The organism is Rhodovulum sulfidophilum DSM 1374 (assembly GCF_001633165.1).
GTDB lineage: Bacteria > Pseudomonadota > Alphaproteobacteria > Rhodobacterales > Rhodobacteraceae > Rhodovulum > Rhodovulum sulfidophilum.
In genome coordinates this window covers 827674-848068 of the sequence record NZ_CP015418.1, presented here as the reverse complement: position 1 = coordinate 848068, position 20395 = coordinate 827674, and the positions used below count along the sequence as shown (strand labels likewise).

Annotated in this window: 18 protein-coding genes and 3 pseudogenes; 9 read left to right on the top strand and 12 right to left on the bottom strand. The window is 67.5% G+C overall.

Annotated features, from left to right (window positions below):
* Window positions 1-2 precede the first annotated feature (2 nt).
* On the bottom strand, window positions 3-290 hold the full coding sequence (locus A6W98_RS04185; protein ID WP_042458285.1) for a UxaA family hydrolase: 288 nt from the start codon (window positions 288-290) through the stop codon (window positions 3-5).
* 141 nt (window positions 291-431) lie between these two features.
* Between A6W98_RS04185 and A6W98_RS04180 the strand changes: the two genes are divergently transcribed.
* Window positions 432-1133, top strand: coding sequence for a GntR family transcriptional regulator (locus A6W98_RS04180; RefSeq protein WP_042458282.1), 702 nt, complete (start codon window positions 432-434; stop codon window positions 1131-1133).
* Between the two features lie 379 nt (window positions 1134-1512).
* Here A6W98_RS04180 and otnC read toward each other — a convergent pair whose 3' ends face one another.
* From otnC to A6W98_RS04145, 7 genes are read right to left on the bottom strand one after another with little or no spacing between them, the layout of a single operon-like run.
* Window positions 1513-2157 (bottom strand): 3-oxo-tetronate 4-phosphate decarboxylase, encoded by a 645-nt coding sequence (otnC, locus tag A6W98_RS04175; protein WP_042458279.1) that lies wholly within the window; start codon window positions 2155-2157, stop codon window positions 1513-1515.
* Complete coding sequence (gene otnK, locus A6W98_RS04170) at window positions 2154-3419, bottom strand: 3-oxo-tetronate kinase (RefSeq protein ID WP_042458276.1); 1266 nt, start codon at window positions 3417-3419, stop codon at window positions 2154-2156. Before otnK ends, otnC begins: the two co-directional genes overlap by 4 nt.
* Window positions 3420-3463: 44 nt before the next feature.
* Window positions 3464-4744 (bottom strand): TRAP transporter large permease, encoded by a 1281-nt coding sequence (locus A6W98_RS04165; protein WP_042458273.1) that lies wholly within the window; start codon window positions 4742-4744, stop codon window positions 3464-3466.
* Entirely contained in the window at window positions 4741-5274 is a 534-nt protein-coding gene (locus A6W98_RS04160) for a TRAP transporter small permease (RefSeq protein WP_042458270.1), read from the bottom strand. The genes A6W98_RS04165 and A6W98_RS04160 overlap by 4 nt, the downstream gene beginning before the upstream one ends.
* On the bottom strand, window positions 5274-5942 hold the full coding sequence (locus tag A6W98_RS04155) for a cyclase family protein (protein WP_042458267.1): 669 nt from the start codon (window positions 5940-5942) through the stop codon (window positions 5274-5276). The genes A6W98_RS04160 and A6W98_RS04155 overlap by 1 nt, the downstream gene beginning before the upstream one ends.
* A 47-nt stretch (window positions 5943-5989) precedes the next feature.
* On the bottom strand, window positions 5990-6985 hold the full coding sequence (locus tag A6W98_RS04150) for a TRAP transporter substrate-binding protein (protein WP_042458264.1): 996 nt from the start codon (window positions 6983-6985) through the stop codon (window positions 5990-5992).
* 33 nt (window positions 6986-7018) lie between these two features.
* Window positions 7019-8419 (bottom strand): NAD(P)H-dependent oxidoreductase, encoded by a 1401-nt coding sequence (locus A6W98_RS04145; RefSeq protein ID WP_042458261.1) that lies wholly within the window; start codon window positions 8417-8419, stop codon window positions 7019-7021.
* Between the two features lie 195 nt (window positions 8420-8614).
* Between A6W98_RS04145 and A6W98_RS04140 the strand changes: the two genes are divergently transcribed.
* The 7 genes and pseudogenes from A6W98_RS04140 to A6W98_RS04110 all read left to right on the top strand — a co-directional run.
* Window positions 8615-9313, top strand: a complete 699-nt coding sequence (locus tag A6W98_RS04140; RefSeq protein WP_202260047.1) for a GntR family transcriptional regulator — start codon at window positions 8615-8617, stop codon at window positions 9311-9313.
* A 105-nt stretch (window positions 9314-9418) separates the two neighbouring features.
* Window positions 9419-10360 (top strand): amidohydrolase family protein, encoded by a 942-nt coding sequence (locus tag A6W98_RS04135; RefSeq protein ID WP_042458255.1) that lies wholly within the window; start codon window positions 9419-9421, stop codon window positions 10358-10360.
* A 19-nt stretch (window positions 10361-10379) separates the two neighbouring features.
* A complete protein-coding gene (locus tag A6W98_RS04130) occupies window positions 10380-11333 on the top strand; it encodes a tripartite tricarboxylate transporter substrate binding protein (RefSeq protein ID WP_042458252.1) in 954 nt (317 codons plus the stop codon).
* Between the two features lie 18 nt (window positions 11334-11351).
* Window positions 11352-11825, top strand: a complete 474-nt coding sequence (locus A6W98_RS04125) for a tripartite tricarboxylate transporter TctB family protein (protein WP_042458249.1) — start codon at window positions 11352-11354, stop codon at window positions 11823-11825.
* Window positions 11825-13327 (top strand): tripartite tricarboxylate transporter permease, encoded by a 1503-nt coding sequence (locus tag A6W98_RS04120; RefSeq protein WP_042458246.1) that lies wholly within the window; start codon window positions 11825-11827, stop codon window positions 13325-13327. The genes A6W98_RS04125 and A6W98_RS04120 overlap by 1 nt, the downstream gene beginning before the upstream one ends.
* 141 nt (window positions 13328-13468) lie before the next feature.
* Complete coding sequence (locus A6W98_RS04115; RefSeq protein ID WP_042458243.1) at window positions 13469-14938, top strand: NAD-dependent succinate-semialdehyde dehydrogenase; 1470 nt, start codon at window positions 13469-13471, stop codon at window positions 14936-14938.
* A gap of 208 nt (window positions 14939-15146) precedes the next feature.
* Window positions 15147-15266: pseudogene (locus tag A6W98_RS04110) on the top strand (transposase); the annotation flags it as partial.
* A gap of 61 nt (window positions 15267-15327) precedes the next feature.
* Here the strand turns inward: A6W98_RS04110 and A6W98_RS20845 are convergent.
* Window positions 15328-15459, bottom strand: a pseudogene (locus A6W98_RS20845) (IS481 family transposase); the annotation flags it as partial.
* A gap of 74 nt (window positions 15460-15533) precedes the next feature.
* Between A6W98_RS20845 and A6W98_RS20170 the strand changes: the two are divergent.
* Window positions 15534-15860 (top strand): annotated as a pseudogene (locus A6W98_RS20170) (transposase); the annotation flags it as partial.
* 131 nt (window positions 15861-15991) lie between these two features.
* Here A6W98_RS20170 and kce read toward each other — a convergent pair.
* Genes kce through A6W98_RS04095 form a run of 3 tightly spaced genes read right to left on the bottom strand, consistent with a single transcriptional unit; the run spans window position 15992 to window position 20394 of the window.
* The gene (gene kce, locus A6W98_RS04105) at window positions 15992-16921 is read right to left on the bottom strand and encodes a 3,5-dioxohexanoate:acetyl-CoA acetone transferase (protein ID WP_042458239.1); all 930 of its coding nucleotides are present in this window, start codon (window positions 16919-16921) and stop codon (window positions 15992-15994) included.
* A gap of 1 nt (window position 16922) precedes the next feature.
* Complete coding sequence (locus A6W98_RS04100) at window positions 16923-17870, bottom strand: 3-hydroxyacyl-CoA dehydrogenase (protein WP_042458237.1); 948 nt, start codon at window positions 17868-17870, stop codon at window positions 16923-16925.
* Between the two features lie 13 nt (window positions 17871-17883).
* Window positions 17884-20394 (bottom strand): branched-chain amino acid ABC transporter ATP-binding protein/permease, encoded by a 2511-nt coding sequence (locus tag A6W98_RS04095; RefSeq protein ID WP_042458234.1) that lies wholly within the window; start codon window positions 20392-20394, stop codon window positions 17884-17886.
* Between the last annotated feature and the right edge of the window lies 1 nt (window position 20395).

Sequence of the window (20395 nt, the reverse complement as noted above, 5' to 3'; positions counted from 1 at the left end):
GGTCACCACCGTTTGGTCTTGCAGTTATGGACATGAACGTGCTCGCCGACATTGGCGGCCCCGACCATCCGGCCGATGTCCTCGCCGTATTTCAGCACCGTGTCGCCTTCCTTCAGATCGCTCAGCGCGACCTTGTGGCCGATCGGGATGTCGGCCTTGGCGGTCACCGTGAAGTCGGAATTGTCGGCGGTGACGACGCAAAGCATCTCGGTGCCCGCGGTCAGCCCCTCGACCACAACGACGCCGACATTGTCGGAATGATCGTGTTTCAGAAGATGTGGTTTGCCCACTGTCTGGTCCTCCTCACTGCCCAGATTGCAAGTCTTGGGCTGGATAACATGTACCTCTACTCTTATACAAGACTTATTGTAATGGACTTGTCCGGCTTTGCGAAGGAATGCTATCTGACGAGGAGTTCAGGAGGCTGACCCATGGCGACACCGCTCTACCAGACCGTGATCGACACCATCGTCGCGCGAATCGCATCGGGCGAGCTGCCTTCGGGCGCGCTGCTGCCCAGCGAGACCCAGCTGGGCGCCGAACTGGGGGTCAGCCAGGGCACCGCGCGCAAGGCGCTGAGCGAGCTGGAAAAGCGCGGGCTGGTGCAGCGCGCGCAGGGGCGCGGCACCTTCGTCACGCTGCGCACGCCCGAGATGTCGCTGTTCAACTTCTTCCGCCTGCGCAGCCCCGACGGCACCCTGACCGCGCCCGAACTGGTGTCGGAAACCGTGATCCGGCGGCAGGCGACGGCCGAGGAGCGCGCGGCGCTGTTCGGGCGGCCCGAGGAGGTAATCGAGATCCGCCGGGTCCGGTCGGTCGGCGGCCGCAGGACCACGCATGAGCGCTCCTGCCTGCCGCCCGCGCTTTATCCCGGCATTGTCGACCGGGCGCCGCTGCCGAACGCGCTTTATGTGCTGTATCAGCGGGCCTATTCGATCATCATCGTGCGCGCCGATGAAAAGCTTCGGGCGGTGGGCGCCCCGGCCGATGTGGCGGCGGCGCTGGAGCTTGGCGAGGGCGCGCCGGTTCTGCTGATGCGGCGCGCGGCGGTCGATGTGCTCGACCGGGTGGTCGAACTGAGGGTCTGCCATCTGGTCAGCGAAGGGCTCGACTATTTCGTCACTCTGTCCTGAGCGCTTTGGCGCGGAGGGCGAGGCCAGGCGGTGAAGGTTCTTTCGAGGAAGAGACGCAGGCCAAGGCGGTGACGGCCCGCAGATTGCCGTTCTTCCGGTGTTCGGTCAGCTCGGGCGCCTTCGGGCCAGTTCAAGGCCCGTATCAGAACCTCTTATCAGGCCCGCGTCCCCGCCTGTGCGACGGATTTTTCCGACCGTCCCGTCGCCGGTCGCAGGGCCGCGCCGACCGGAGGCCCGGCGACGCGATGCTCTTTCAGAGGCATGATCGGAGGCCGGCTGTCCATCGCAGCCATGACCGCGATGCAAGGATCCCGGCCGAAACCGGGACGCAACCGGAGCGTCAGGGCAAAGCCGCCCGACCCGTAGCCGCCGGTGACGCTCAGCTGCGCGAGCGCAGCGCCTTGGCCTCTTCCTCGCCGAGGGGACGGATCCGGTGGCCTTGCAGCATCAGGAACAGCCGGGCAGTCTCTTCCAGTTCTTCGGTCGCGTATTGCGCCTCTTCGAGGCTGCCGCCCGCCACCACCGGCCCGTGATTGGCCAGCAGTACCGCGTGATGGCTGCCGGCCTGTTCCTCGACCGCGCGGGCCAGTTTTTCATCGCCCGGCGCGAAATAGGGGATCAGCGGCAGGCGGCCCACCCGCATCACGTAATAGGCGGTCAGCGGCGGCAGCACGTCCTCCTCGTCGATATCGGCCAGGATGCTGACCGCGACCGAATGGGTCGAATGCAGATGCACGACCGCGTTCGAATGGGGGCGCTTGCAATACATGCACATGTGCAGGAAGGATTCCTTGGTCGGCCGGTCGCCGTCGAGGAATTGTCCATCCGCCGAGAACCGCGACAGCCGTGCCGGGTCCAGCGCGCCGAGGCAGGCATTGGTGGGCGTCATCAGCATCGAGCCGTCCGACAGCCGGACGCTGATATTGCCGGTCGACCCGAAGGTGAGGCCGCGATCGAAGATCGACTTGCCCGCGGCGCAGATCCGGTCGCGCGCGGCGGTGGCTTCGGACAGGATCGCGGTCATGCCAGCAGCTCCCAGGCTTTGAGAAAGAAGTCTTCGCTGCCGAAATTGCCCGATTTCAGCGCAAGGCAGAGCGGACGCTCGCCATCCAGCGTCATCACCCATGGCACGCCCGGATCGATCTCGGGCCCGATCCGGAGCGCCGAGGCGCCAAGCGCGCCTGCGACCGCGCCCGAGGTCTCGCCCCCGGCCGAGACGATGCGGGTGAAACCGCGCCCGGCGAGGCTGGCCGCGACCTCGCCCAGAAGGGTCTCGACCAGCTCGCCCGCGCGCATCCGTCCCAGCGCCTTCTGGGCGCGGGCCACGGTCCCGGGATCGGCGCTGGAATAGACGACGGGCGGCAGCGGCCCCTGCCCGGCGGCCTTTTCGACGAAATCGACGACAGTCCCGGCGGTGACCCGGCCTTCGGCGATGCCCTCGGCGTCGATCTGCAGCATCGGCAGCCCGGCCCGCCGGGCCGCGTCGATCTGTTTGCGGGTCATCTCGGAACAGGAACCGGCAAGGATCACGCCCTTGCCCGCGGGCGCCTCGAACGGGGCTTGCGCGGCGGCCGCGCTCAGCCAGCCCCGGGCACGGTAGATGTCGGGCAGCCCCATCGCCACGGCCGAGCCGCCGGTGATGAGCGGCAGATCGGCCAGATCGCGGGCGATGGCGCGCAGGTCGCTGTCGTCGATGGCGTCGAGGATGAAGATGCCCGGGGTCGCGGTGACCTGCGCGGCGATGGCGCCGGGCGCGCCGCGGATGGTGGCCAGCGGCACCAGATGCACCGGCCGCTCGGTCTGTCGCGACAGCACCCGGACCAGATCGGGGTCGCGCATCGGCGTCAGCGGGTGGTCCTTCATCGGGCTGTCCGAGATCAGCCGGTCATGGACGAAGAGATGGCCCTGATAGACGGTGCGCCCGTTCTCGGGGAAGGACGGGCAGGCAACGCTGCATTCCATGTCGAAATGGGACATCAGCGCCGAGGCGACGGGGCCGATATTGCCCTCGTCGGTGGAATCGAAGGTCGAGCAATACTTGAAGAAGAAGCGCCGCGCCCCCGCCGCCTGCAGCGCGCGGGCCGCATCCAGCGACATCGCGACCGCCTCGTCGGCGGGGATGGTGCGGGATTTCAGCGCGACCACCACGGCATCGGCCTCGGCCGCGACGGCGCCGAGGTCGTCCGGCAGGCCGATGGTCTGGACCACGCGCATGCCGTTGCGCGCAAGGATCAGCGACAGGTCGGTCGCGCCTGTCAGGTCGTCGGCGATGGCACCCAGGATCATGGCAGCCTCCTCGGGAAGCGATGAGAGAAAGGCCGGGGACGGGCCTAGTAAAGCCAGCGCCCCGGCAGGATGACGATTTGCGGAAACAGCACCAGCAACAACAGCAGCAGGACCTGTACGACAATGAAGGGCATGACCCCCCGGACCACATCGGCATATTGCTGCCGGGCTACGGCGCAGACCACGTTCAGCACCGCGCCGACCGGCGGGGTCAGAAGCCCGATAGCGGCCGACATCATGAAGATCACGCCGAAATAGACCGGATCGATGCCCGCCTGTTTGGCGATGGGCAACAGCACAGGGGTCAGCACCAGCAGCGTCGGGATGAAATCGAGCGCGGTGCCGACCAGGATCACGATGACGACGATGGCCAGCATCAGCAGGGTCTGGTGCTGGGCCAGCGGTCCGAGCAGCACCGCCAGCTGCTGCGGCACCCCCGCGATGGTGATGGCATAGGCGGTGATCCCAGCGGCGGCGATCAGCAGCATCACCGCGGCGGTCGTGCGCACCGCGTTCAGCATGCACTCGTAAAGCACCCCGAGTGTGATCTCGCGATAGATGAGGGTGCCCGCCAGCAAGGCATAGATGCAGGCCACCACACCGGCCTCGGTCGGGGTGAAGATGCCGAATTTAAGCCCGCCGACGATGATCGCCGGCAGCATCATCGCCACCACCGCATCGACCAGCGCGCTGCGGATCTCGGGGCCCGTGCGGCGGGGCAGGGTGGCCATGTTCTCGCGGCGGCACATCAGCCACCAGGTCGCGGTCAGCGCCAGCGCCATGGCGACGCCGGGCACGATGCCCGACAGGAACAGCCGGGTGATCGAGACATTGCCCGCGACCCCGAAGACGATATAGCCGATCGAGGGCGGAATGACCGGGGCGATGATCCCGCCCGAGGCGATCAGCCCCGAGGCCCGGCCCATCGGATAGCCCGACTGCCGCATGATCGGCACCAGCATGCCCGCCAGCACGGCGGTATCGGCGATGGCCGAGCCCGAGAGGCTGGCCAGCAGCACGGCCGTCACGATGGCGACATAGCCAAGCCCGCCGCGCAGATGCCCGACCAGCGCAAGGCCCAGATTGACCAGCCGCCGCGACAGCCCGCCCGCGTTCATCGCCTCGCCCGCGAGCAGGAAGAACGGGATCGCCAGCAGCGGAAAGCTGTCGGCGCTGTTGGTCATCTGCAGCGCGATCGACTGCCAGTCGAGCATGCCGAGCTGCCAGAGCATCGCGATGCCCGCCAGCATCAGCCCGAAGGCGATGGGGATGCCCGCGATGGCGGTGACGAGAAGGACGCCGACGAAGATCAGGATGGTGGTCACGCGCCGGGATCCTCCTTGCCGGAGGCCATGATGCCGCCGGTCAGGCCGAAGGCGGCGCCAAGCGCATTGGCCAGCGCGACGCAGCCGATGCCGATGCCCGCGAACCAGGGCGCGGCATAGGTGATCGCGGTCGGCAGGCCCGAGACCGGCGCGGTATTTCTCCAGTTCAGCTGCATCTGGGTCCAGGCACCCGAGACCAGCACGAGGCAGCAGGCCAGCACCGCCAGATTGCCCGCCACATGGGCGAGGCGGCGCGGCAGGGGCGGCAGCGCCGCGACCAGGACGTCGATGCCCAACTGCTGCTGGCGCCGCGAGACCGCGATGCCGCCGGCGAAGGCGATCCAGACGAACATCATGCGCGAGACCTCGTCGGTGACGGTGATCCCGGTATCGAAACCGTAGCGCAGCACGACGTTGAAGAAGACCAGCAGCGTCATCGCCGCCAGCACCAGCACCAGCACCGCCTCGACGGCCGCCAGCACCCGGTCGGCGAGGCGGACCGCCAGAACCGCAAGGCGGGCTGGGCGCATCAGCCCATGTCCTCGATGGCGAAGATCCGCGCCGGGGCGCCATCGGCATTGCCGATCTTCAGCGGCGCCGCGCAGAGGAAGGTGCGCGGGCCCTTCAGCGCCGCGGTATTGACGACATATTCGATCAGCGTCACCCCCGCGCGCAGCAGCACGTCATGGGTCACATGCTCGGCATCGGGCACGGCGATGCCGTCAAGCAGAAGCCGGATCGGGTAGTCCTGCGGAAAGTCGACGGCGACCGCGCTGGGCTTTTGCGCCAGCAGGTATTCGGCCGCCGCCCGGTTCAGCCAGGGCGATTCGGTCCAGAATTCGCGGCGACCCGAATCGCGTTTCAGATCCCATTGCGCGGCCAGCAGCAGGATCTCGCCTTCGGCGCCGCCGGGATCGGCCGCGGCCAGCGTTTCGGGGCCGATTTCCTCGTCGGGCGCGACCGCCGAGAGATCGAAGATGCGGCAGGGCCCCACCACCCGGTCGAGCGGCGTCGCCTCGATGGTGGGGCCGTTCTCGATGAAATGGGCCTGGGCATCGACATGGGAAAAGCCGTGACAGGTGGTCGACAGGCGGGTCACCCGGAACTGGTCGCCCGCGCTCTTGTCTCCCGTCACCGAAATCTCGGGCGACCAGCGGAAATGCGGGCCCACGGTCATGCTGAGATCGACGATAGTCATGGCTTTTCCTTCTGTTCCGAGGCCTCGGGCCCGGCCGCGCAAGGCGCTCAGGCGGCGGCGTTGATCTGCTCGATCAGCTCCGAGCCGAACTCCTCGCCGAAGCTGGCCTGTACCGGCTCGGCCACGATGGCGCGGAAGGCCTGGCGGTCGGGGGTCTCGACCACCTCCATGCCTTCCTCGCGCAGCTTGGCAAGGCTGGTCACCTCGCGTTCGACATTCAGCGCGCGCTGGCGTCTGGCGCCTTCCTGCGCGGTCTCGATCAGCAGGGCGCGCATGTCTTCGTCCATGGCGTCCAGCTTGGCGGCATTGGTCACCAGCGGCGCCGCGGTGAAAGCATGCTGGGTCAGGGAAAGATACTTCTGCGCCTCGTAGAATCGCGAGTTGAGAATCAGCGTGGTCGGGTTTTCCTGCCCATCGACCGCCCCCATCTCGAGCGCGGTGAACAGCTCGGTGAAGGCCATCGGGGTCGGCACCGCCCCCAGCAGCCGGAACGCCTCGATATGGGCCGGGTTCGGCGTGGTGCGGATCTTCAGCCCCTTGATGTCTTCGGGGGTCGCGACCGGGCGGCGGCTGTTGGTGACATGGCGCCAGCCGGTTTCCCACAGCGCCAGCGCGTAAAGCCCGGTGCCCTCGAAATCGGTCCGCAGGCGGTCGCCGATCTCGCCGTCCAGCACGCGGGCGACATGGTCGCGGTCGTGGAACAGATAGGGCAGGTCGAGCACGTTCAGCTCGGGCGCGAGGCTGGTGAAGAACGGGTTGCCGGTGACCATGATGTCGAGCGCGCCGGCCCGGACCGAGTTGATCATCGTCGGGTCATTGCCCAGCAGGCCGTTGGGGAAAACCTGCAGGCCGATCTCGCCGCCGGATTTCTCGGCCAGGGTCTCGCCCATCCAGAGCGCGGTGTCCTGCCAGCTGTCGGTCTCGGGATGGGGATGCCCCATGCGCAGGGTGATCTTGCCCGCCGCGCCGAGGATCGAGGGCGCGGCCAGCAGGGCGCCGGCGGCGCCGGCGGCGGCAATGAAGCTGCGTCGGTTCAGGGTCATGACGGTTCCTCCCGTGTCGTGATCTGGTGCCGGTCAGGCGGTCTGGCCGGACGGTGCGAAATGGCTGTCCTGCAGCGCGCGAAGCGCGGCAAGGGGGCTGTCCTCGGGGATCTCGATATCCCGCATCCGGATCGGCTCGCCAGCGGGCACGTCGCGCAGGAGGCGGCAGTCGGAGGCCAGGTAGAATGGCGCCGGGCTGTCCTCGGAAAGCGGTCCGCCGGGCAGGATCCGGGCCGAGACGGCGTCGATCGAATGGTGATGGCCGCCCATCTTCAGGACATGGCCCGCGGCCAGGTCGCGGTCGGCATGGGCGACCAGATCGGCGTGATGGGCGGGCCGGGACGTGCCGCTCGAGACGCCGCGCAGCCCGACCTCGAGGATCGAGGTCGCGGCCTCGAGCCCCAGCAGGTGGCGCGGCAGGAAGACCATCGCGGTGCGGCCGTTGCGGCTGACGATATGGCCCTTCTCGCGCAGCACCTCCCAGGTGTCGGCATGATCGCAGCGGATCACCACGAAGACGCCGCCGGCAAAGCTGATCTCGCCCGGTTCGCGCAGGCAGTGAAAGACATCGAGAACCCCCGCGCGGCCGAGGATGCCGCCATCGGCGACCGGACAGAGGATCGAGGGCACCTCGTCGATCCGGGCGATCGGGCAATGCAGCTCGGGGGTGTCGACGCCCATGGCGCAGGCATTGGCGACCACGGTCATCTCGCAGAGATCGGGCACCGCGCGCTGCGGCAGGGTCCGGGCGGCCTCGCCCCGGGCGGCGACCAGCGCGGCCGCCTCCATATCGCCCATCCGGGCGTAAGGAGCGAAATCCGCCGCCGGATAGGTCTGGCCGTTGCACAGGATGGTGCCGGTCCCACGGTCGAAGACGAAATCGTATTCGCTCGACTTTCCGGCCGCGACGATCTCGAGCCCGAGCGTCTCGGCCCAGGTGATCAACCCGATCAGCAGGCTCGGCTGGTCGCCGTCGACCGGCGTCACGATCAGCCCCTTCTCGGCGGCCATGGCGGCAAGGCCGGGGCCGACCACGCTGTCGACCTCTTTCGAGACCATGGCGACATGCTTGCCCGCCTCGATCGCCAGCCGGGCATGGCGGGCGCCGTGAACCGGATTGCCGGTGGCCTCGACCGCGACCTCGAAGGGCAGCCCGGCAACATGGGCGAAATCGCCCGCCGCGACATGGGCGCCGGCCTCGAAGGCGGCCAGCGCCTCGGCGGCGCCGGTCACGATGCGGATCCGGTCCTCGGGAATGCCCACATCGCGCATCGCCTCGGCCGCGATCTCGGCGCTGACATCGACGCCGATCCGGACCGACAGCGCCGGAACCTTGCGACCCTGGGCCAGAAAACTGCGCCCGAAGCCGCCGGTGCCGATCACGCAGGCTTCCACCATGCGGTCCCCGGCGCTGAAATAGGTGTGGTAGTTCATTCCCGTCCTCGGATTGGCTGAAGGATCGCGCCGCGTCCTGAGACGTTTCGCACGCAATCCTTGGGGTCTGGCCCTCATTCATCGCCGGAATCGGCTTTTCCGGAATGAGTTGCATGCAAAAAACCGAACGTCAACAACCTTGCTCTCTCGTCGGGGGTTTTTTAGGGTCATTGCATGCAATCACGGAGGCATGCGGTGGGGGACAAGTGGCAGGCGATGTCGGAGGAAGTTGCGGCCTGGCCGCGGGGTCAGCGCTCGATCCTGGTGACGCAATTCATCCGGGACCTGATCGTCAGCGGCGAGATCCCGCCCGGCGAACGGATCAACGAGCGTGTGCTGACCGAGCGGCTGGGGATTTCGCGCACGCCGCTGCGCGAGGCGTTCAAGATCCTCGACGGCGAGGGGCTGGTATCGATCCGACCCAATGCCGGGGCCACCGTGGTGCGGCTGTCGCCCGAGGATGTCGAGGATTCCCTGGAAATCCTGATCGGGCTGGAAAGCATCGGCGCCGAGCGTGCGGTCGAGCATGCAACGCCCGAAATGATCGAGGAAATCGCCGAGCTTGACGCGCGGATGGGCGAGGCCTTCGGGCGCCGGGCATTGATGGAGTATTTCCACATCAACCAGGCGATCCATCAGAAGATCATCGACGCCGCGCAGAACGAGGCGCTGTCGCGGGTCTATGCCAGCGAAAGCGCGCGGATCCGTCGGTTCCGCTTCGCGGGCAACCGCGATCACGGCCGCTGGGCGCGGGCGGTTCAGGAACATGCCCAGATCCTCGACGCGTTGCAGCGGCGCGAAGGTCCCCTTCTGAGGGAGTTGCTTCGCGCGCACCATCGCGCCGGTTGGAAAGTCGCGCGACACGCCCTTGAGGCGGCGACCCCAAACCACTGATCTGCATGCAAGAGTTAAGAAATATTGCGGTTTCCGTGAAATTTCTTTGACATTATTCCAATATTGCATGCAAATCTCCTCCCGAGACGTGCCGAGGGAGGAGCCATGACACGCCGCGCCGGAGCCGAGACGGTTCAGATCGTCGATGCCCATTGCCACATGTGGGATCTGTCGCTTGGCAAGCATCCATGGCTGGCCGAGGACGTGCTGCACCCGCATCGCTATGGCGATTATTCCGCGGTCAAGCGGAACTACCTGCCCGCCGATTACCGTGCCGCGACCCGGCCCTGGACCATCGCCGCCGCCATCCACATGGAGGCCGAATGGACCCCCGAGGATCCGCTGGGCGAGGCCCGCTGGATCGCCGATCTGCATGCGAAAACCGGCTTTCCCGCGGCAATGACCGCACAGGTCTGGCTGGACCGCCCCGAGGCGCAGGACCTGATCGCGGCGCAGGCCGCCTTTCCGCTGGTCCGTTCGCTTCGTCACAAGCCCAGGGCCTTCGCCCGCGCCGCCGACTGGCACGAGGGCCACGCGCTGCCGGGTTCGATGCGCTGCCCCGACTTCCGCCGCGGCTATGCCGGGCTTGCCGCCCATGGCCTGCATTTCGAGCTGCAGACGCCGTTCTGGCACCTGCCCGACGCGGCCGAACTGGCCCGCGACTTTCCCGACACGATGATCGTGATCAACCATGCCGGCGTGCCCGGCAGCCGTGATCCGGCGGTGCTGGCCCAGTGGCGCCGTGCGCTTTCGGTCGCGGCGGCCCGGCCCAATATCCGGATCAAGGTCAGCGGCCTTGGCGTGCCGGGCGAGGCCTGGACCACCGAGGCGCAGCGCGAGGTGATCCTGACCTGCATCGAGACCTTCGGCGCCGGGCGGGCGATGTTTGCCAGCAACATGCCGGTCGACGGCATGTTCCGCAGCTTTCCCGACCTGATCGCGGATTTCATGGCCGTGACCTCGGATCTGCCCGAGGCCGACCGCCGGGCCTTCTTTGCCGGGACGGCCGCCGATACCTACGGGCTCGACCTGCCCGGACTGACTTGAAACGAGGGAGGACAAGGACATGACCAGGACAAAGGCACTGATCGCGGGGCTTTCGCTGACATTGGCGGCGGGGGCGGCCTGGGCCGAGTTTCCCGACCGGCCGGTGCAGCTGATCGTGCCCTATCCGGCGGGCGGCGGCACCGATATCGTGGCGCGGACGCTGGCGGTCGAGCTGGAAAAGGAACTGGGCCAGCCGGTCAATGTGGTCAACCGCGCGGGCGGCGGCGGCATTCCGGGGCAGACCGCCATCGCCCATGCCCGGCCTGACGGCTACACCATCGGGCTGATCGCCTCGGACATCTCGCTTTACAAGCCGCAGGGGCTGACCGATCTGACCCATGCCGACATGACCGCGCTTGGCCAGACCAACGAGCTGCCGGGCAGCGTCACCGTCGCGGCCGATGCGCCCTACCGGACGATGGGCGATCTGGTGACCGCGATCCGCGACAATCCCGCCACCATCAAGGGCACCGGCGCCGCGCCGGGGGCAAGCTGGCATGCGGGGTTCCTCGGGCTCATGTTCGCGCTGGACATGGCGCCCGATCAGGTGATCTGGGTGCCGACCCAGGGCGGCACCAAGGGCCATCTCGACGTCGCCGCGGGCAATAGCGACTTCTCGACCGCCTCGCTGGTCGAGGCCCGCGCGCTGATCGAGGCGGGCAAGCTGCGGCCGCTGGCGACCATGGCGGCCGAGCGGGTGGCGATCTTCCCCGAGGTGCCGACGCTGCAGGAGCAGGGCATCGACTATACCTACGGGCTCTGGCACGGCGTGACCGGACCGAAGGACATGGATCCGGCCGCGCTGGAGGTGCTGAGCGCCGCCGTCGAGAAGGCCGCCAACTGCGACGGTTTCGTGGCCACCCTCGAAGAGCGCGGCTTCAAGCATGTCTGGCGGCCCGGTCCCGAATTCGAGGCCTTCATGGCCGAGGATCTGGCCAAGATGCAGGCCATCTTCGACCGGCTGAACGACTGAGCCGGGAAGGGCGACGCGATGCGGATCCATGACGCATTGGCCGGGGCGCTGCTGGCGGCGCTGGGCGGCGCGGTGATCTGGTATGTTGCGGGCTTCCCGCGGGTCGCGGGCCAGATCTACGGCCCCGACCTGTTTCCACGCCTCATCGGCATCGGGCTGGTGCTGTTCGGCGGGGGCCTCGTTCTGCGCGGGGCGCGGGCGGCAGGCGGGCTGCCCGCCCTCTTGGACCTGCCCAGCAATGGCGAGATCCGCCGCGCCCTGCTGGCGACACTCTATATAGTGGCCTCGGTGCTGGCCGTGGTCTTTCTGGCCGAGCGGCTGGGCAGCCAGATCCTCGTCTTCGCCATCCTGATCTCGGGGCTGCTGGCGGTCTATCGCCGCCCGGTCCTGTCGCTGACGCTGGCCGTCGGGCTGACCGTCGCCTTCGATCTGATCTTCCGGGTGCTGCTGCGGGTGCCGCTGCCCTCGGGGCCGCTGACGGGAGTGCTGTGATGGCGGGCGACCTGATCGGAGCGATGGCGCTGATCGCCACTCCCGACACGATCCTGTCGATCGTGATCGCCTCGTTCTTCGGTTTCGTCGTGGGCGCGCTGCCGGGGCTGACCGCGACCATGGCGGTGGCGCTGCTGATCCCGATCACCTTCCTGTTGTCGCCGGTCGCGGCCATTGCCTCGATCGTCTCGGCGGCGGCGATGTCGATCTTCGCGGGCGACATTCCGGGCGCGCTTCTGCGCATCCCCGGCACGCCTGCCTCGGCCGCCTACATGACCGATGCCAATGCGCTGGTCCGGAAGGGCGAGGCGGGCTTCGTCATCGGCGCCTCGGCGGTCTTCGGCATGATCGGCGGCGTGATCGGCACCGTGATCCTGATTGCCGCCGCCCCGCTTCTGGCCGATTTCGCGCTGAGCTTTTCCAGCTTCGAATTCTTCTGGTTGGGCTGTCTGGGGCTCAGCTGTGCCGTGCTGGTGGCGGGCGACGACCTGCTCAAGGGGATGGGCGCGCTGATGATCGGCCTGCTGATCGCCTGCGTCGGCATGGATTACACCACCGGCTATCCGCGCTTCACCTTCGGGTCCTGGGCGCTGCTGGAGGGGATTTCCTTCATTCCCGCGCTGATCGGCATGTTCGCCCTGCCCGAGATCCTGCGGCTGCTGTCCGACCGCAGCCCGCGCCACCAGCTGCCCGAGGCCGAGCCCGGATCGGCGCTGATGAAGATCGCGCGGGCCGGGCGGCGTCACTGGTGGCCCAGCCTGCGCGGCTCGGTCATGGGCACGGCCATCGGCTCGCTGCCGGGGGCGGGGGCCGATATCGCGGCCTGGATCTCGGTCGCCGTCACCCGCCGGGCGACGCGCGAGCCCGAGAAATGGGGCAAGGGCCATATCGAGCCCATCGTCGCCGGTGGTTCGGCCAATAACGCAGCGCTTGCGGGGGCCTGGATCCCGGCGCTGGTCTTCGCCATTCCGGGCGACACCATCACCGCCATCGCCATCGGCGTGCTGTACCTCAAGGGCGTCAATCCCGGGCCGATGGTCTTCGTCGAGAACGGACAGATCGTCTATGCGGTGTTTCTGGTCTTCTTCCTCGCGAACCTGATGCTGCTGCCCTTCGGCTGGATCGCGATCCGGATGGCGGGGCTGGTGCTGAGGGTCCCGACCGCGGTGATCGCGCCCACGCTGCTGGTGCTGGCCTGCCTCGGCGCCTTTGCCATCAACAACGACATGTCGGGGCTTCTGGTCATGCTGGGGCTGGGCGCGCTGGCGGTGGGCATGAACGCGGCCGGTCTGCCGCTGGCGCCCGCGGTCCTCGGCATCGTGATGGGCCGGATCGTCGAGCAGAACCTGATGCAGTCGCTGATCAGCACCCAGGGCTCGCTTGCGGGCTTCTTCGAGCGGCCCGCCTCGGCCGTGCTGGGCGCGCTGACCATCGGTCTCTGGAGCATCGCGCTCCTGCGCCAGCTCGCCCGGATGCTGCGCGGGGCGCGCCGCGCCGGGTAAGGTTAGCCCACCCTCCGTTCCTGTCCCGTCCGCGCCCTGTCCCGGCGGCGCAGTCGCCGCGCGCTAGGGTCCGCCCTTCGCAGGTCAAGGGTTTCTCGACGCGGCCTTGCATGCGAGGCTTGGCGGGAAAGGAGAACTCGCATGACAGGGAATACCATCGCCGACCGGACCGGGCTTTCCGACCGCGACCTGCTGCGCGACAGGTCCCGTATCGGCGGGGACTGGGTCTGCTCCGAGAGCCGGTTCGAGGTCCGCGACCCCGCCGACGGCGCAGTGTTGGGCAGCGTCGCCGCGATGTCCGCCGAGCAGTCCCGCGCCGCCATCGACAGTGCCCAGACCGCCTTTCCCGTCTGGGCCGGGACCCTGCCCCAGGACCGGTCGGCGATCCTGCGCCGCTGGTTCGAGTTGGTCACCGAGGCGCGCGAGGATCTGGCCCGGATCATGACCGTCGAACAGGGCAAGCCGCTGTCCGAGGCCCGCGGCGAGATCGACTATGCCGCCTCCTTCATCGAATTCTACGCCGAGGAGGCCAAGCGCCCCAATATCGAGGGCGTCACCTCGCATCTGCCCGATGCCGAGGTCGAGCTCTGGCTGGAACCCGTCGGCGTGGTGGCGCTGATCACGCCCTGGAACTTCCCGGCGGCGATGCTGACCCGCAAGGCCGCGGCGGCGCTGGCGGCGGGCTGTTCGGTACTGGCGCATCCCTCCGCCGAGACGCCGCATTCGGCCCTGGCGCTGGCCGAACTGGCCGCGCGCGCGGGCGTGCCGCCCGGGGTCTTCAATGTCGTGACCGGCGATGCCGCCACCATCGTCGGCCCCTGGACCGAGGACCCCCGCGTGCGGGCCCTGTCCTTCACCGGCTCGACCGAGATCGGCCGGCTGCTTTACCGCCAATCGGCCGCCACCGTGAAACGGCTGGTGCTGGAGCTGGGCGGCCATGCCCCGGTGATCGTCTTCTCGGGCGCCGAGCTCGATCATGCCGTGGCCGAGACCATCAAGGCCAAGTTCGCGACCTCGGGGCAGGATTGCCTGGGCGCCAACCGGATCTATGTCGAGCGTCCCGTCTATGACGAATTCTGCCGCCGCTTCACCGCGGCCACCCAGGCCCTGACCGTCGGCCGCGGCATGGACGATCCCGATATCGGCCCGCTGATGAACGAAGGTGCCGTTGCCAAGCAGGAGGAGCACGTGGCCGACGCCCTTGCAAAGGGGGCCAGGCTCGCCTGCGGCGGCTCGCGCCTGCCCCTGGGCGATCTGTTCTACGCGCCGACGGTGCTGACCGACGTGCCCCATGATGCGAAGATCATGCGCGAGGAGACGTTCGGACCGGTTGCCGCGCTGACCCCTTTCGACACCGAGGACGAGGTGATCGCCCGCGCCAATGACAGCGAGTTCGGTCTTGTCGCCTATGTCCACAGCCTGAATCCGCGCCGGATCTACAGGGTCTCGCGGGCGCTGCAATACGGCATGGTCGCGGTGAACCGGACCAAGGTCACCGGCGCGCCGATCCCGTTCGGCGGCATGAAGCAGTCGGGCATCGGCCGCGAGGGCGCCCGACGCGGCATGGAGGCCTTCATGGAAATCAAATATGTCTGCCGCGACTGGCACTGACACGGCCGCCGACCGGCCGACGGGGCGGCGCCAGGGGCGTGGGACGGCACCGGGATACTTGCCCTTCGGACATGAGGGCTGCTGATTGGGCGAAATGACGGTGTCCGCGGCCGGAATGATCCTGCCTGCTGTCGGGGATGGGTAATCCCCCCGGTCTTAGGTGGATGGGAGATAGAGTTTTCTCGTCAGGATGACTGAGGAGCTTCCGATGAAGAAGACTCGTTTCACCGAGGCCCAGATCATGGGCGTTTTGTGTCAGATGGAAGAGGGCGTTTCTGCCGCCGAGCTGTGCCGCGCACATGGCATGAGCAGCGCCACGCTATACAAGTAGCCGACGAAGTCCGGCGGCATGGACGCGAGCATCATCAACGGCACGGCCTGCTTAGCGCCTAGGTGTTCAGTCCCGGCATCTGTTGAATCGGATCGACATTGAATCTGTCTGGCTCTGAAATCCGGAGTTTGCAGATGTACTCGTAGGGCGTGAGACCGCTGAAGGTCTTGAGGCAGCTTGCGAATTTGTAGGTGAAAAGGGGTCTTGTTGCACAAAGCCTTAATGATGATTAACTTAGCAAATCCAACGTGTTAAATCCTCGGCATACCGAAGCCCCCTCCCATTCGATATCACATGACGAACTGGTCCGACGACAATTTCGCGCTCCGCCAGCGAGGCGCACTCTCTGTCTGGTTTGATCGCGACACAGTCTGGCACGCCGGAACGACCGGTAAGCCTGGGCGGTCCGAGAGGGTCTCTGATGCAGCGGTCCAGGTACGCCTCACACTGAAAGGGCTCTTCGGCCTTCCGCTTCGGCAAACGGCCGGGCCGGTCGAAAGCCTGATCCAGATGGCCGGGCTCGACCGGCTGGTGCCGGATCATTCGACGCCGGGCCGACGCCAGGCGCGGCTCGGGTTGCAGATCCCGTACATACCCTGTCCCGTCCGAGGGCGTTTTGCCGGACCGTGAAGAGATGATGCTCCGGGCCAGCCAGTCCAGCCTCGCGGCAAGAAGCGCGGCGCCGCCCGAAGAACTGGCCCGAGGCGCCGACCCGACCGAGCCTAGAAGCCGACCCTTTCCGCGCCCTTGAGGGCCAGCATCTCGCGGGCCTCGTCGGGCGTGGCGGGGGCGAGCCCCAGGCCCTCGATGATCTGGCAGGCCTTGGCGACCTGCTCGGCATTGCTCTGCGCGAACTGGCCGGGGCCGATCCAGAGCGAATCCTCGAGCCCGACGCGGATATTGCCGCCCATCGCGGCCGCCATCGCGGCAATCGGAAGCTGGTTCTTGCCGGCGCCGAGGACGGACCAGATATACCGGTCGCCGAACAGGCGGTCGGCCGTGCGCTTCATGTGCATGACATCGTCGGGATGCGCGCCGATCCCGCCCATCAGGCCGAAGACCGTCTGGATGAACAAGGGTCCCTCGACCAGGCCTTCGTCGAGGAAGTGCTTGAGATTGTAGAGATGGGCCGTGTCGTAGCATTCGAACTCGAACTTCGTGCCAAGCGGTCCCAGCGTCGTCAGGATGTACTCGATCTGTCCGAAGGCGTTGTTGAAGATGATGTTCTTGTTGCCGACATAGTCGCGCTCCCATTGATGTTTCAGATCGGGAAAGCGCTTGAGCATCGGGAAGAGCCCGAAATTCATGCTGCCCATGTTGAGCGAGGCGATCTCGGGCCGGTGGGTCTCGGCCGGGCGCACGCGTTCCTCGATGCTCATGGTCGGTGCGCCGCCGGTGGTGATGTTCACCACGCAATCCGAGGCCTGCTTGATGACCCCGAGAAAGGGCGCGAAGGCTTCGGGCGACTGGTCGGGACGGCCGTCCCCGGGGTCGCGGGCATGCAGATGCACGACGGCCGCGCCGGCCTTGGCGGCCCCGATCGCGGCATCCGCGATCTCGGCCGGCGTGACCGGCAGGAACTCGGACATTGACGGCGTGTGGATCGCGCCGGTGACGGCACAGGTGATGATCACCTTGCGGGGTTTGGCCATTCTACGCTCCTGAGGTTTGGGTCGTTTCGGAAGCAAGGTGCCGGCGCAAGGCGGCAAGCCGCCTGTCGCGCCGGTCCTGGCGTCTGCGGATATCCTGCGGGTCGCGATCCCGGGCCCAGGACGCCGCGATCCGGCTGGCGGTCTCGACCGAGAACACCTCGCGTCCCAGCGGCTCGGCCACGATATCGGCATAGAAATCGCCATAGCGGGCGACATAGTCGACAAGCCCGTCCGGCGCGTTCAGGTCGATGGTCTCGATCGGGCCCATCAGCGCCCAGCGCAGGCCGAGCCCATGCCGGATCGTGGCATCGAGCCCCTCGACGCCGACCACGCCTTCGCCCAGAAGCCGCAGCGCCTCGCCCAAAAGCGCGCCCTGCAGCCGGTTCAGCACGAACCCGTCGCGTTCCCCGGTCATGCGCACCGGAACCTGTCCGATCCGGGCATAGATCGCCTCGGCCCGGTCGAGGGTTTCCGCCGCGGTCCAGGGGGCGGGACAGAGCTCGACAACCGGGATCAGATGCGGCGGGTTCACCGGATGGGCGACCAGACACCGGGCCCGCCCCCCCAGATCGGCGGTGAAGCGGGAGGGCACGATGGCCGAGGTCGAGGAGGCGATGACCGCCCCCTCCGGGCAGGCCGCGTCGAGCCGCGCGAAAAGCTCCTGCTTGACCTCGATCCGCTCGGGCCCGTTCTCCTGCACATGGACAGCCTCGGCCACGGCCTCCTCGAGCGTCGGACAGACCCTGACCCGGGCCAGCGTTGCGGCCGGATCGTCCAGCATGCCCTCGGCCGACAGTGTCTCGCAGAGCGTTTCGGTGTCGGCCCGAAAGCGGTCGAGAACCTTTGCATCCGGGTCCCAGACCCGCACCTCGTACCCGCCCCGGGCGAAAAGCGCGCTCCAGGACCGGCCGATCAGACCCGCGCCGATGATGGCCACCGTTTCCGTCATGGGTTTTCCTTTCTCAGAGCCAGAGAACCTTGCGGCGAAGGTCGATATCGGTCGCCAGCGCAGCAGAGGGGCCTTCATGGATGATGCTGCCCCGTTCAAGCGCCACCGTCCGGTCCGACAGGGTCAGCGCGAGATCGAGATTGTGATCGACGATGATGATCGACACTTCCTGCCGCAGGCGGTCGAAGGTCTCGAAAAGCTGCTCGACGACGGCGGGAGAGAGCCCCTCGAACGGCTCGTCCAGCAAGAGAACGCGGGTGTCGCCGGCAAGCGCGCGCGCCACCGCGGCCATCTGCTGCTCGCCGCCCGAAAGATAGTCGGCGGGCGTGTCGATCCGTTCCTTCAGGCGCGGGAAATAGGAAAAGATGCGCTCGTCGGTCCAGTGAACGCCATGGCCCTTCCGGCGCTTGATCCGGCCGAGCTCGAGGTTCTCGCCCACCGACATGCCGGCGAACAGGCCCCGCCCCTGCGGCACGTAGGAAATGCCCGAGCGCGCCATCTCTGCCGAGGACAGGCCGGAAACGACCGTGCCATCCAGCCGGATCTCGCCGCTGCCGACCGGCGCGATGCCGATCAGGGCCTTCAGCAGCGTCGACTTACCCGCGCCGTTCCGGCCCAGAAGGGCAAGGATCTCGCCCTGCCGCAACGCGCAGCTGACATCGTGGAGGATATGGCTCTTGCCATAGCTGACATTCACCCCGTCGAGGGAAAGCAGAACCTTGTCATGCGCCGCGCTGACACGGGGCCGCGCCGCCACCGCCGATGTGCCCGAGCCGATATAGACCTCCTGCACGCGCGGATCGGACCGGGTCTCTTCGACCGTTCCGTCGAGCAGGACATGCCCCTCGTTCATCACCGTCACGCGGTCGGCCAGCTCGAAGACACGGTCGATGTCATGTTCGACCAGCAGGACCGGGATGTCGGCCGACAACGCCTTCAGCAAGCGTCCGATGCGTTCGCGTTCGGCCACCGACAGCCCCGCCAGCGGCTCGTCGGCCAGCAGGATGCGGGGGTGGTTTCCAAGCGCAAGCCCCAGATCCAGCAGCCGCTGACCGCCATAGGACAGCGACGCGGCCTCGGCCGTTTCCATGCCTGCCAGCCCGGCATAGTCGAGGATCTGCGCGGTCTGGTCGTTGACCTCCTCGAGCCCCTCGGCGCGGATCAGCGGGTTCATGCGCCGGGGCGAGGCCGCCTGCACCGCGAGGCGGATGTTCTCCTTTACGCTGAGCGACGGAAACAGATTGGTGATCTGGAAGCTTCGGCCAAGCCCGGCCGCCGAGACCTCTTCGGGGGTGCGGCCCGACAGGGGGGCGCCGGCAAGCGTCAGGCTGCCCGCACTGGGTTCGTAAAGACCCGAAAGCAGGTTGAAGGCGGTGGTCTTGCCCGCGCCGTTGGGCCCGATCAGCGCATGAAGCGAGCGGTCGCGAACCGCGATGCTGACCTCGTCCACGGCCTTGAAGCCGCCGAAATATTTCGAGATGCCATCGGCCACCAAAAGCGGCCCGTCGACATGGTCGCTTGGCTTCAGGAAGGCCGGAAGCGGATGGGTCTCGGCCTTGCGCCCCGCCATCGCGGCATGGCTTTCGGGCGGCGGGCGCAGATGGCGCCGGATCTGGCCGGGAATGCCGATCAGGCCGTCATGGGCGAAGAGGACGAAGCCCACGAAGACGAGACCGAACCAGAACAGCCAGTTGTCGGTGTAGATCGAGAGATATTCGCGGAAGAGGATATAGAACAGCGCGCCCAGCGCCGGGCCGAGAAAGCCGCGCATGCCGCCGATCACGACCATGGCCAGCAACTCGCCCGAAAAGACCACGGACATGGGTTCGGCCGAGGTCATGCGGTTCTTGTAAAGCAGAAGCACGCCCGCCAGCGCGGTGATCGAGGCCGACAGCACGAAGGCCGCCAGCTTGTAGCGGTCGACCCTGTAGCCGAGGAAGCGCGTGCGCTGCTCGTTTTCGCGGATCGCCCTGAGGACGGTTCCGAGGGGCGAGTTGTTGACCCGCCAGAGCAGGACCAGCATGGCAAATGCAATGGCCGCGACGAGCCAGTAATAGGGCTCAGACATCTCGAAATCGAGGCCCGCGAAAGACGGCCGGTCGATCCCGCCCAGCCCGTTCTCGCCCCCCGTCACCTCGGTCCAGCGGAACGCGATCGAGAAACCCAGCGCGGACAGCGCCAGCGTCATGAGCGAGAAATAGACCCCCGAGCGCCGCAACATGACAGAGCCGAACCCCGCCGCGATCAGCGCCGTCGCGCCGACCGAGATCAGCAGGGGCAGCCAGAAGGCGCCTCCCATCGCCAGCGAGCTGAGCCCGGCGACATAGGCCCCCAGCCCGAACCAGGCGCCATGGCCGAAGCTGAACAGGCCGGTCCGCCCGGCAAGGACGTTGAGCCCCATGCAGGCCAGGCCGTAGACCACGACCTCGGTTGCCGATGTGAATGTCAGGCCCGCGGCCTGGATGGCGAAGGGCAGCGCGATCAACGCGGCGCCCGCGATCAGAAGCGGATGGATGCGGGTCATG